Consider the following 12,462-nt stretch of genomic DNA (forward strand, 5'->3'; position numbering starts at 1 on the left):
CGTCTAATCTTAACGGTTTACACAATCGAAGGAAGTAGCACTTTGGGGGCAGACAGCAGGCGCTAATGTTCTACGCAGCATGTTTTAGTGAAGAACTAATGAATATAAGCGCTGAAACTGAATGGAATATCCCTTACCCTTTCTCTTCGGCAATCCCCTCGACACCAGGAACTCATGCTCAAGCGCTATTTGCCTATCCTGACATGGCTCCCCCATTACCATAAACGCCTATTGGGAGCTGATTTACTGGCAGGGCTGATCGTCACCGTGATGGTCATACCCCAGTCACTCGCCTATGCGCTGCTGGCCGGGCTGCCCGCAGTAGTAGGCTTATATGCCAGCATACTGCCACAGCTGGTTTACACGCTGTTTGGCACTAGCAAAACCCTGGCGGTCGGGCCAGTGGCCATTATCGCCTTGATGACGGGGGCGGCACTATCGTCGGTCGCAGCAACCGGAACGGAGACGTATTTACAGGCTGCCTTAATACTCTCACTGATTTCCGGCGGGATGCTGGTTGTCATGGGTCTATTGAAAATGGGCTTTTTCAGTAACTTCTTAAGCCACCCGGTCATCTCAGGCTTTTTAACGGCCTCAGGCATTCTGATTGCCGCCAGTCAACTGGGTAGTTTGCTTGGCGTCGACAGCAGTGGTTTTACGCTGGTGGAACGTTTGATCACCCTGGTGCCCAACTTACCCACCTACCATTTACACACAGTGCTGATAGGGGCCGGTACGCTGGTGTTCCTGATTACTTTGCGGCGTCACGGCAAAGCATTTCTGCATAAAACAGGCATGCCGCTCTTTCTAGCTGACTTGATCGCTAAAGCCGGGCCTGTCTTTGCAGTGGTCGTCACCACCGGGGCGACTTGGTACTGGCAGTTGGCGGAAAAAGGCGTCAACGTGGTTGGCCGGGTACCCGGCGGCCTGCCCGCGCTGAGTTTTCCCTGGGGCGATTACTCGTTATGGCGCTCACTTCTGGTTCCTGCGCTACTCATCAGCCTGGTCGGGTTTGTAGAGTCGGTTTCGATGGGGCAGATGCTGGCCGCTAAACGGCGCCAGCGCATTTCCCCCAATCAGGAGTTGGTGGGGCTGGGCGCCAGCAACTTGGCCGCCGGTTTTTCCAGCGGCATGCCGGTCACCGGGGGTCTATCGCGTACCGTTATTAATTTCGACGCGGGCGCCCAGACACCTGCCGCAGGCACTTTTGCGGCCCTGGGTATCGCACTGGTAACGCTCTCCTTCACCGGCTGGCTTTACTACCTGCCGATTGCCACCCTGGCCGCCACCATCACGGTATCTATTCTGACGTTGGTGGATATCCCTATGCTGAGGCAAACCTGGCGCTACTCGCGTAGCGACTTTGCCGCGATGGCAGTGACGATTTTACTTACACTATGCGAAGGGGTGGAAGCAGGCATCATCAGCGGTGTTACGCTATCGATTGCACTGTTTTTGTACCGAACCAGCCGCCCTCACAGCGCCTTGGTAGGTCGTGTTCCAGGCACCGAACACTTTCGCAATACTACCCGTCATGATGTAGAGACGGTTTCCAATGTAGCTCTGCTGCGCATTGATGAAAGCCTCTATTTTGCCAATGCTCGCTATTTGGAAGACACCGTTTATAACTTGGTGGCGAGCCATCCAGAACTAGAGCATGTGGTGTTGATTTGTTCGGCAGTCAATCTGATCGATGCATCAGCTCTGGAGAGTCTAGACGCCATCAACGCGCGCTTAAAGGACTCCGAAGTCAAACTACACTTGTCCGAAGTAAAGGGACCCGTCATGGACCAACTCAAAAAGAGTGATTTTTTGGAGGCATTAACGGGACGTGTTTTTCTCAGCACTTACGCCGCTTGGCGTGAATTTTCCTAGCCAACTAAATCAGCAACTCATTGATAAACCAGGCCATTGCCTGGTTTTTTTGTGTCTGTCGCTCACTAAAGAGAGCAGGCTCTAACAACAACATTGACAGCTACCCAGCGGCTTCTCTACTATCAATCGACCACTTAGCAAAACAAGATACCGCATAGCAAAACACAAAGTAACGAAACGTAACTGCCAGCATCATCACAACCACAACAAAGGAGCATCAAAATGCGCCCATTTGCTCATCGACTACTTATTGCCGCTCTCCCGCTAACCCTACTTGGCGCCGCGGTCAGTCACGCCAGTGAGATTGAATTACCCGGCACGATGGCCTGGACAGCCTATGGCACCAACTCGAGCGGCTACGCTCAGGCCGTGGCCATCGGCAACATGCTGCAAAACAAATACGATTCATCGGTACGCATCCTGCCGGGCGACAACGATGTCTCGCGCATGACACCGCTGAAACAAGGCCGTGTCGATCTTTGCGCCTGCGGTATTGCCAGCTACTACGGTGCGGAAGGCGTGTTGATGTTCGCTGACCGTGACTGGGGCCCACAGCCGCTGCGTGTCATCACTACATCGACTGCTTCGTTTGGGCTTTCACTGGCCGTTGCGGGTGATCTAGGCGTTGAAACGCCAGCGGACTTGGCAGGCAAGCGCATCGCCTATATCCGCGGCGACGACGCACTGAATAAGGGCACCGAGGCCTATCTCGCGTTCGGTGGGTTAACCTGGGATGACGTGGAGCGGGTTGATTACCCCGGCTATGGCCGCTCATTCGACGGCATTATCGCTGGTGATGTAGATGCCTCCTTCACCACTACCGTGACTCCACCCGCCCAGCAGTTAGCGAGTAGCCCACGGGGTATCAGTTGGCCAGTGCTAGACCCCAACGATGAAGCGGGCTGGGAGCGGATGGCGGCAGTTGCACCCTACTTCCGCCCCCATGAAGTGACCGCCGGCGCAGGTGACATAAGCGCTGAAAACCCGGTTCCCAGTGCCAGCTACCCCTACCCGATCGTGGTCGCCAATCAAGACCTAGCGGATAACGTCGCTTACGGCTTGATCAAAGCCATGCAAGAAAATTTCGATGACTATAAAGATAATGCACCGGGTGCATCAGGTTACGCATTGGAACAACAGGATCTCCAGTGGGTCGTCCCGTTCCACGATGCGGTGGTGGAGTACTACAAAGAGATCAATGTATGGACCGATGAAATGCAATCGCATCAGGACAAACTCGTCGAGCGCCAGAACGTGCTGATGAGTGCCTGGGAGGGCTTTATGCAGGATGCCCCCAGTGATGACGAGGCATTCACTACCCAATGGATGGAAGCCCGTGCCTCTGCACTGAACGATGCCGGCTTCGAACCGATCTTCGAGTAACACGCCACGGGGCGGCGCTCGCCGCCCCTGCTGATTGACGGAACGCCCAATGAACACCGAAACCTCGCCTGCCAATAAAAAGCAGGTTAAAGAAAAAATTAGCCAAATTCGTGAGTTACCTTCCGCGTTACGCTGGGTGCCAGCCACTGTCACTGTCATTTTGATGCTGATGACACTGGATTACCTGTTTAATTTAGGGCTGCTCACTTTTGTCACCGGGCTCGAGACGCAATTCTATTACGCCGTGGTCGCGTTGTTGCTGCCGCTAGTATTCTTGCTCTGGCCCATGCGCGACAGCCAGCAAGAGCAGCCTATTCCCTGGTATGACTACCTGCTCAGCGCGACCACCTTGCTGGTGGGCGGTTACTTCGTCTATAACGCCGTGCCTATTCTGGAGCGCGGCTGGGCATTTTCTGCCCCGGAAATGGCTATTTACGCCAGCTATGCCTACTGGGTGTTGATTATCGAAGCCGCGCGCCGGGCAGGCGGTTTACCGATTGCGATTATTGCCGGTTTATTTTCTCTTTACCCGCTTGTGGCGGATATCGTCCCCGGCCCTATCCAGGCGTTCCCTTCTACCCTGGAACAGACCGCCATGTATCATACGATGAGCACCGAGAGCATCATGGGCGTGCCCTTGCAGGCTTTTGCGGGTCTGGTCATAGGCTTCTTGGTATTCGGCGTGGTGCTACAGAAAAGTGGTGGCGGCAAGTTTTTCATTAATCTCGCCTTTGCGCTGCTGGGTCATGTACGCGGCGGCCCCGCCAAGGTAGCGATATTCTCAAGTGGGCTGATGGGGTCAATGAGCGGCAGTGTCATTAGTAACGTATTGACTACCGGTGTTTTATCTATCCCTGCCATGCGTCGTATCGGCATGAGCCGTTCCTTTGCGGGCGGCGTGGAGGCCTGTGCTTCTACCGGGGGTGTATTGATGCCCCCCGTGATGGGTGCTACCGCCTTCGTCATGGCAATGTTTCTAGACATTCCCTATTCTGCGGTTGCTCTTGCCGCTGTCATCCCCTCTGTCTTGTATTTCCTTGGCCTATTCATCCAAATCGATGCTTACGCCGCTCGTAATGATATCAAGGGCTTACCGGCTATAGAGCTGCCCTCTATTAAGCAAACGCTTAAGGAAGGCTGGTACTTTATTTTTGTCTTCGGCCTGCTGGTGTGGATGCTGCTGGTCATGCAGCGCGAAGCGGTGGCTCCCTTCTACGCCACCGCCCTGCTGCTGGTACTCAACCAGCTCTCCAAACACAACCGCTGGGGCTGGAAGGACGTTACCGAGACGCTGTCATCAGCGGCCAAGCTGTTTGCTGAACTCATCGCCATTCTGGCGGGTGTGGGCATGCTGGTAGGCGCGCTCTCCATGACTGGCCTATCGGGCACTATTGCCAACGACTTTATCAATATTGCCGGTGGCAGCGTGCCGTTGCTGCTGATTATGGGCGCGGTAACAAGCTTTGTACTAGGTATTGGCATGACCGTAACGGCCGCTTATATCTTTCTGGCGGTGGCGCTAGCCCCTGCGTTGATTCAAGGCGGTGGCCTGGACCCCATGGCGGTGCACATGTTCATTCTCTACTGGGGCATGCTGAGCTTCATTACCCCGCCCGTGGCGCTAGGTGCCTTTGCGGCAGCCACTGTGGCCGGTGCCCGTCCCATGGAAACCGGCCTCCAGGCCATGCGTTTGGGCAGCGTGATTTACTTTATTCCGTTTCTGTTCGTTCTTAACCCGGCGCTCATTATGCAGGGCGCGCCGCTGATGATTATCGCCGTGTTTATTCAGGCGATCATTGGCATCATCCTGTTTGCCTCGGCGATGCAAGGCTACTTAATGGGTGTGGGGCGGCTAGGCTATGGCGCGCTACAAGAGATCGTGATTCGCGCCCTCGTCTTGATCGCCGGTCTACTGCTAGCACTGCCTGGCGGTGGCATGGTGCCATTCAGTCAGTGGGAGTTGATCGGCCTCGCTGCAGTAGCACTGGTGCCGGGCGTGTTAATGGCGCGTTTAAGCCAACGTCACCATCGGCGTTCGCTAACGGCCAACACTTAATTCAAATACCGAGGAATTCATGCGCACAAAAACAACACTCTCCCTCGTCATAAGCAGCTTAGCGGCTGGCCTGCTCATCACCAGTCAGACCAGCGCTATGCCACCCACCCTGAATTGGACCGCTTACGGCACCGGCACCAGCGGCAATGCGCAAATCATGGCGATCAGCCAATTGCTACAAGCCGAGCATGGCACGCAGTCCAGGGTCATCCCGGGTGAAAATGACACCATGCGCATGACGCCCCTTAAGACAGGCCGCGTGGACCTATGCGCCTGCGGCATCGCCAGCTACTACGGCTCAGAGGGTGTGATGATGTTTGCCCGCCCTGATTGGGGGCCGCAACCGATTCGCGTTATTTCAACCTCCTTGGCCAGCTTTGGCTTGGGCATGGCCGTGGCGGGGGATGTCGAACTTGACGGCATCGCCGACCTGGAAGGCAAACGACTGGCCTACCTGCGTGGCGACGACGCGCTGAATAAAGCCGCCGAAGCCTACCTGGCATTTGCAGGCTTGACCTGGGATGACGTGGAGCGTGTCGATTTCCCCGGCTACAACGCCGCCTTCGACGGGATTATCAGCGGCCGCGCCGACGCAGCGATTACCACCACGGTCACACCCGCCGCCCAACGATTGGCCGCCAGCCCCCGCGGTCTGCAGTGGCCAGAGCTGCCCACCGATGATGAAGCAGGCTGGGCACGCATGCTTGAAACAGCCCCCTACTTTCAGCCTCATGCCGTCACGTCCGGGGCGGGGGTTGACGCAGACCAGCCGCTTGCCAGCGCTAGCTACCCTTACCCCATCATGGTCAGCAACGCTGACTTGGCACCCGAAACCGTGCGCGGATTAATCACCACATTGGTCGAGTCCTTCGATGCTTATAAGGACAACGCACCAGGAGCCAAGGGGTATGCTCTGGAAAATCAGGACATGACCTGGGTCGTCCCTTTCCATGATGAAGTCGTCGACTACTACCGCGACAAAGGAATTTGGACTGAGGCCATGGACGCGCATCAAAGCGCCCTGGTTGAGCGCCAGGCCCTGCTAAAGGCTACCTGGGACGCCTATGAAGCAGATGCGCCAGATGAGGAAGCAGCGTTTATCGACGGCTGGATGGAGGCGCGACGGGCCGCGCTGGACGACGCGGGGTTTAACCCCGTTTTTTAATCCACTAGGCCAAACGGTAGAGAGCCGAACTGGTTAAGGTCGCCTTAGTGCGGCCTTTTGTTTAGCCAATCAGTTTCGCATTGCAGAACATCATTTTGCTTTATTGACTCTATGGGCAACTTTCGCCATCATCGGCCTATTCCAAATAACAAATTGCTATTTCACACTGCGAAACACGGGAGCCACTATGAGTGTTCACTACCAGCGACATGGCGAAGTCGGCGTCATCAGCATCGCTAACCCGCCCGTCAACGCCTTGGGCCAAGCGGTGCGAAGTGGTTTGATCGGCGCCCTTGAAGAGGGGTTGGCCGACCAACAGGCCAAAGCGCTGGTGGTGATGGCAGAGGGACGCACCTTTATCGCCGGGGCCGATATACGGGAATTTGGCAAGCCACCCCAAGTGCCGCTACTGCCCGACGTGATTGTACAGCTGGAAGCGTGCTCTAAACCGTTAATTGCATCGCTACACGGCACCGCGCTTGGAGGCGGCCTGGAAGTTGCGCTGGGCTGCCACTATCGCGTCGCCCTGACAGGCACCCGCGTTGGCTTACCGGAAGTGAAGCTTGGCTTACTGCCCGGCGCAGGCGGCACCCAGCGACTACCCCGTTTGGTAGGTTTAGAAAGATCTTTAGAAATCATTACCAGCGGGCGCTTTGTAGAAGCCGATGAAGCGCTTGAGATCGGCATTATCGATGCGATCAGCGATGAGCAAACGCCCCTGGAGGCAGGGTTAGCAGCGGCTCAAGCGGTCTTAGCGGGACAACAGCAGACACGTATCACCGGACGAATACCTGCCCCAGAGTCTAATCCCCAAGCCATTGCCTTCATGCAAGAACAGCTTGAAACCAACGCACCCGAACTCTTTTCACCGTTTCGCATTGTGGAAGCAATCGATTTCTGCACGAAAGCGGCGTCGCTTGAAGAGGGTTTGCGCCGCGAGCGGGAGTTGTTTCTTGCCTGCATGGACTCCCCGCAGCGCGCTGGACTGATTCACCTCTTTTTTGCCGCCAGAAATCCGCACGTGGTGCCCGGCGTAGACAACGCTGAGCCTTTTAAGAATATCGCCCTCATCGGTGAACACCCGCTATTCGACAAGTGGCAGCATGCTACCCAGCGCGCCGAACTAACGCTGACCCAAACGCCGGACGCTAACACCGAGCTGTGCCTGCTCGCCCCTGGCGAAGATGCCAGCGCCAGTCCAACTCAAGCGATGACCGTAGCGCTTCAGACATTGACCGCAAGCGCGCCAGCCACGCCCCTAAGCCTCGTGCTTGCCGAACGCGGTCCCGTCCATGAGTTGGTCAATCACGGTGCAAGCGCGTCTGATCAACAGCGAGTGGCATTAACGCTCAAAGCCCTGCGGGCCAACGTAGTGGTGAGCAAGTCGCCTAGCGTACTGGGCACGCTTTATAACGCCGCACAGCAAACGACCGCCAACGACGTTCAGTCAGCGCTGGAGCAGGCGAGCCTGACGCTAGCACAGCAAGGCGCCTGCTACCGCGAGAGCGATATTGATCTGCTGGCGGTTGAAGCACTGGGCTACCCCCGCCACCTGGGCGGGCCGCACCGCCAAGCCACCCTGTCATCCACTCACGAAACGACGCCCTCCAAGGATGCCCATTCATGAACCTGACGTTTAGCCCTGAAGAGCAGGCATTCCGCGAGGAAGTCCGCCGATTTTTAGCCGACGCCTTGCCCAGCGATATCCGTGAGCGAGTGCGTTTTGGCCGACATCTACGCGCCGATGACCACCTGCGCTGGCAGAATATTCTCAGCGAACAAGGGTGGCTTGCCGCCAACTGGCCTACCGAGCATGGTGGCCCAGGCTGGGGGCCCGTGCAGCGACATATCTTCGATGAAGAGTGCGCTGCCGCTCACGCCCCCACGGTAGTGCCCTTTGGCGTGAATATGGTCGCGCCGGTCATCATGAAATTTGGCAGTGTAGAGCAACAACAGCACTACCTGCCGCGTATCCTCAGCAATCAGGATTGGTGGTGCCAAGGCTACTCCGAACCGGGCGCCGGCTCGGATCTGGCAGGCTTGTCCACCCGCGCCGTGCGCGACGGGGACCATTACATCGTCAACGGGCAGAAAACCTGGACCACCTTAGGTCAGCACGCCAACATGATGTTCTGTTTGGTGCGCACCGACCCGCACGCGAAAAAACAGGCGGGTATCAGCTTTTTGTTGATTGATATGCAGACCCCCGGCATTACCGTGCGGCCGATTATCACTCTCGACGGTGCCCATGAAGTTAACGAGGTGTTTCTTGATAATGTCCGCGTGCCGGTGGAGAACCGCGTAGGAGAAGAGGGCCAAGGGTGGACCTGCGCCAAATTCTTGCTAACCCACGAGCGCACCGGTATTGCCGGGCTTGGCCACGCCAAACAGGCACTGCGCCATTTGAAGTCCCTCGCTTCCCGCGTCCAGCATCGCGGCAAACCGCTTTTATCGCTACCCAGCTTTCGCCAACGGGTGGTCAAAGCCGAGCTTGAGCTGATGGCGCTGGAGGTCACCAACCTGCGTGTGATTGCCGCAGCGCGGGATGGCGGTGTACCAGGCGCTGAAAGCTCTCTGCTGAAAGTGCGTGGCTCAGAGCTTCGCCAGGAAATTAGCGAGCTCACCCGCCGCGCATTAGGGCCCGCTGCTCTGCCATTTTTCCCTGAGTTTCTCCATGGTGATGAATCACTGGATGACGACTACGCCCAAGGCGCTGCCGCCAGCGTCCAATATTTTAATCGTCGTAAGCTGTCGATTTATGGCGGCGCCAACGAAATCCAAAAGAGCATCGTCGCCAAAACTATTTTAGGTATGTAAGGGAGTCACCATGGATTTTGCACTCACCGACGAGCAGCGCATGCTCGAAGAGACACTGACACGCTTAGTGGCCGACCAGGTAACGCCCGAGCTGCGCCGCGCTATGCTGGAAGCGGCAGCCCAAGAGGCCAGCCCGCTATGGCGCACGTTCGCCGAGCTGGGCCTGCTGCATATGCCGTTTAGCGAAGACGTAGGCGGACTAGGCGGCGACGGCACCGATATAATGATTATCATGCAGGCGTTAGGGCGCGGCTTGGTGCCAGAGGCGTACCTGTTTGGATTGGTCATGCCGGGGCAGCTGCTTGCGCTATGCGCCAACCCCGCACAGCAAGAACGCTGGCTGGCTCCGCTGTTGGAAGGTGAACACCAGCTCGCCCTGGCTTGGCAAGAACACGGCGCCCGCTATGACGCTTTCGATATTTCGACCCAGGCGATCCAGCAGAATGGCCAGTGGCAACTTAACGGCCGCAAAGATGTAGTGATGAACCTGGGCAGTGCCGCTGCCACGCTAGTGACCGCTCAACTGCCTACCGGCAAGTTAGGGCTGTTTATAGTGCCTGCGGACACTCAAGGCGTAACCTTACATACCTACCGCACCATGGATGACCAGCCCGCCGGTGACCTAACGTTGGACAGTGTGGCACTACCGCTAGACAACTGCCTAAGCGAAGATGTAAGTGACGCGCTGGCAGAGGTGCTGGCCCTGGGCCGCGCGGCGCTGTGCGCCGAGGCCATCGGTGCTATGGAAACCGCCTGCGACCAAACCCTAGCCTATTTAAAAGAGCGCAAGCAGTTTGGCCTGCCGCTGGCTTCGTTTCAGTCATTACAGCACCGCATGGTGGATATGCACCTTCACCTAGAGCAGTCGCGATCCATGGCGATTCTCGCCGCGACCAGCCTCTCGCTACCCGCTGACGAGCGGGACTATAAAATCGCCGCGGCCAAGGCTTATTGCGGTGAGTCCGCGCGTTTTATCGCGGAGCAGGCCATTCAGCTGCACGGCGGCATGGGCATGACCGAAGAGTGCTACGTGGCCCACTACGCCAAACACTTGGTGATGTTCGATCACTACCTGGGCGACAGCGACTATCACCTTGAAACGGTGAGCGAGCAGCTAGACGCCGCCTAGGGAGCAGGGTATGTACAGTGAAGAAGCCCCTTTAGTTCGGATTGACGTCACCGAGGGCGGTATTGCCGAAATCACCATTGCGCGCCCAGCGGTGCGCAATGCGCTCAACGAGCCTACGGCCCTGGCACTTAATGAAGCCCTCGCCAAGGTGGCGGCTGACCCGCAGGTTCGCTGCGTGATCCTCAGCGGTGATGGCAGCGCCTTTTGTGCCGGCGCCGATTTAGCGGAATTTGAAAAGGCCTCCACGCAGCCCGCCAGCGAACGACTGGCAATGCTTTTTCTCCCCGCGCTGCGCATCATGATGGCGATGGAAAAGCCTGTGATCGCCGCCGTCAGCGGTGCTGCAGCGGGGATTGGCGTTTCTTATGTGCTGGCCAGCGATATGGTGGTGATGGGCCACTCTGCTTACCTAAAACTGGCCTTTATCAATATTGGCTTGATTCCCGATGGCGGCGCTTGCTGGCATTTGGTGCGCAAGCTGGGTCATGCCCAGGCCTTTGAGATGGCGGCACTGGCCACCCCCATCGACGCCGAGCGCTGCTTGGCGCTGGGTCTGGCCAACCGAGCGGTGGAAGATGATCAGGTGTTAGCCGAAGCACGAGCGCTGGCACAGGCCCTGGTGGCTCAGTCACCCCAGGCGCTGGGGGTGACGAAACGGGCCATGCGGCAAGCGGCTAACCTGTCGCTTGAAGACACCCTAACGCTTGAAGGCGCGCTGCAGGATGAGTGCAAGGCCACGGATGATTTTCACGCTCGCGTAGCCGCCTTCCGTCACCGCCGCCGTAACTGATCCAATGATTTTTGATAATCGGCGCGCAGCGTGGCGACTTCATCGGCCACTCTGTTGAGCGTGGTAATGCCACCGACTCCCTGCCCTGCACCCCAAATATCCCGCCATGCTTTTGCCTTGCTGCTACCCCCGGAGCCATAGCGCATGGCGGTTTTGTCACCCTCTGGCAGTGCGTCTGGATCTAACCCGGCAAGCTCAATACTCTGGCGAAGGTAGTTACCGTGGACCCCGGTAAAGAGGTTGGTATAGACGATATCCCCCGCAGCGGCTTCCAGCACCATCTGCTTGTAAGCAGTCTGGGCATTGGCTTCCTGGGTGGCAATAAAGCGCGTGCCCATATACACCATGTCTGCGCCCAGCGCCTGAGCGGCGGCGATCTGCTCGCCTTTGGTAATTGCCCCTGCTAGCACCAGCGGGCCATCGTAAAATTGCCGAACCTCTGCCACAAACGCAAAGGGGTTGAGCCGCCCTGCATGGCCGCCCGCCCCTTGGCACACCAAAATCAGCCCATCCACTCCGGCATCGATGGCCTTTTTAGCGTGCCTTAGCGTGGTCACGTCGTGAAACACTAGGCCGCCATAGGCGTGTACCTGCTCGACCACCCGGTTGGGCGCGTGCAAGCTGGTGATGATCAACGGCACCTCGAATTCGGCGCATAGCGCCACATCGTGATCCAGGCGGTCATTGGTGGGATGCACGATCTGATTCACCGCAAACGGGGCGGCGGGTTGTTGCGGGTTCTGGGTATTGTAGTCGGCCAAGGTGTCGGTAATCTGCTGCAGCCACTCCCGAAGCACTTCCGCCGGCCTAGCGTTCAGCGCGGGAAACGCGCCAATAATGCCCGCCTGACATTGGGCAATCACCAGCTCAGGCCCAGAGACAATAAACATTGGAGAGCCGATAACCGGCAGCGTCGTTGAGGCAGTCAGTTGGGTTTGCATAAGTGGCTCGCTATTTATTTTTAAAAGCTATAAGCGAAAAAAGCCCCTTGCGGGGCTTTTTAGGATTCAGCTACAGCTTGCTTTCAAGCTCCGGCAGGATCTCAAACAAGTCCCCCACCAGGCCGTAATCGGCCACCTGGAAGATGGGCGCTTCGTCGTCTTTGTTGATGGCGACGATCACCTTGGAGTCTTTCATGCCCGCCAGGTGCTGAATCGCCCCGCTGATGCCTACCGCAATGTACAGGTCGGGCGCGACGATCTTACCGGTCTGACCGACCTGCATGTCGTTAGGCACAAAGCCTGCGT

General features: G+C 57.3%; 10 protein-coding genes. 8 read left to right on the forward strand and 2 right to left on the reverse strand.

The window, feature by feature from the left end; translation table 11 throughout:
• Window positions 1–174: 174 nt before the first annotated feature.
• The 8 genes from ACUN8H_RS15730 (at window position 175) to ACUN8H_RS15765 (ending at window position 11,215) form a co-directional block, all read left to right on the forward strand.
• Window positions 175–1,875, forward strand: a complete 1,701-nt coding sequence (locus tag ACUN8H_RS15730; protein WP_445533003.1) for a SulP family inorganic anion transporter — start codon at window positions 175–177, stop codon at window positions 1,873–1,875.
• A gap of 222 nt (window positions 1,876–2,097) precedes the next feature.
• Window positions 2,098–3,258 (forward strand): TAXI family TRAP transporter solute-binding subunit, encoded by a 1,161-nt coding sequence (locus ACUN8H_RS15735; protein WP_445533004.1) that lies wholly within the window; start codon window positions 2,098–2,100, stop codon window positions 3,256–3,258.
• Window positions 3,259–3,307: 49 nt separating this feature from the next.
• Window positions 3,308–5,314, forward strand: coding sequence for a TRAP transporter permease (locus ACUN8H_RS15740; protein ID WP_445533005.1), 2,007 nt, complete (start codon window positions 3,308–3,310; stop codon window positions 5,312–5,314).
• Between the two features lie 19 nt (window positions 5,315–5,333).
• Window positions 5,334–6,479, forward strand: coding sequence for a TAXI family TRAP transporter solute-binding subunit (locus tag ACUN8H_RS15745; RefSeq protein WP_445533006.1), 1,146 nt, complete (start codon window positions 5,334–5,336; stop codon window positions 6,477–6,479).
• Between the two features lie 187 nt (window positions 6,480–6,666).
• Window positions 6,667–8,106 (forward strand): enoyl-CoA hydratase/isomerase family protein, encoded by a 1,440-nt coding sequence (locus ACUN8H_RS15750; RefSeq protein WP_445533007.1) that lies wholly within the window; start codon window positions 6,667–6,669, stop codon window positions 8,104–8,106.
• Entirely contained in the window at window positions 8,103–9,296 is a 1,194-nt protein-coding gene (locus tag ACUN8H_RS15755; protein ID WP_445533008.1) for an acyl-CoA dehydrogenase family protein, read from the forward strand. The genes ACUN8H_RS15750 and ACUN8H_RS15755 overlap by 4 nt, the downstream gene beginning before the upstream one ends.
• 10 nt (window positions 9,297–9,306) lie before the next feature.
• Entirely contained in the window at window positions 9,307–10,425 is a 1,119-nt protein-coding gene (locus ACUN8H_RS15760; protein ID WP_445533009.1) for an acyl-CoA dehydrogenase family protein, read from the forward strand.
• A 10-nt stretch (window positions 10,426–10,435) separates the two neighbouring features.
• The gene (locus ACUN8H_RS15765) at window positions 10,436–11,215 is read left to right on the forward strand and encodes an enoyl-CoA hydratase/isomerase family protein (protein WP_445533010.1); all 780 of its coding nucleotides are present in this window, start codon (window positions 10,436–10,438) and stop codon (window positions 11,213–11,215) included.
• Here ACUN8H_RS15765 and ACUN8H_RS15770 read toward each other — a convergent pair.
• A complete protein-coding gene (locus ACUN8H_RS15770; RefSeq protein WP_445533011.1) occupies window positions 11,197–12,156 on the reverse strand; it encodes an NAD(P)H-dependent flavin oxidoreductase in 960 nt (319 codons plus the stop codon). The genes ACUN8H_RS15765 and ACUN8H_RS15770 overlap by 19 nt on opposite strands.
• 70 nt (window positions 12,157–12,226) lie before the next feature.
• Window positions 12,227–12,462 (reverse strand): FAD-binding protein (locus ACUN8H_RS15775; RefSeq protein WP_445533012.1); only part of this gene is annotated, 236 nt, incomplete at its 5' end.

It is taken from the genome of Vreelandella sp. V005, from assembly GCF_052645115.1.

Coding starts and splice junctions, on each gene's coding strand:
- ACUN8H_RS15730 (WP_445533003.1), top strand. CDS start 175: ATGCTCAAGCGCTATTTGCCTATCCTGACATGGCTCCCCCATTACCAT.
- ACUN8H_RS15735 (WP_445533004.1), top strand. CDS start 2,098: ATGCGCCCATTTGCTCATCGACTACTTATTGCCGCTCTCCCGCTAACC.
- ACUN8H_RS15740 (WP_445533005.1), top strand. CDS start 3,308: ATGAACACCGAAACCTCGCCTGCCAATAAAAAGCAGGTTAAAGAAAAA.
- ACUN8H_RS15745 (WP_445533006.1), top strand. CDS start 5,334: ATGCGCACAAAAACAACACTCTCCCTCGTCATAAGCAGCTTAGCGGCT.
- ACUN8H_RS15750 (WP_445533007.1), top strand. CDS start 6,667: ATGAGTGTTCACTACCAGCGACATGGCGAAGTCGGCGTCATCAGCATC.
- ACUN8H_RS15755 (WP_445533008.1), top strand. CDS start 8,103: ATGAACCTGACGTTTAGCCCTGAAGAGCAGGCATTCCGCGAGGAAGTC.
- ACUN8H_RS15760 (WP_445533009.1), top strand. CDS start 9,307: ATGGATTTTGCACTCACCGACGAGCAGCGCATGCTCGAAGAGACACTG.
- ACUN8H_RS15765 (WP_445533010.1), top strand. CDS start 10,436: ATGTACAGTGAAGAAGCCCCTTTAGTTCGGATTGACGTCACCGAGGGC.
- ACUN8H_RS15770 (WP_445533011.1), bottom strand. CDS start 12,156: ATGCAAACCCAACTGACTGCCTCAACGACGCTGCCGGTTATCGGCTCT.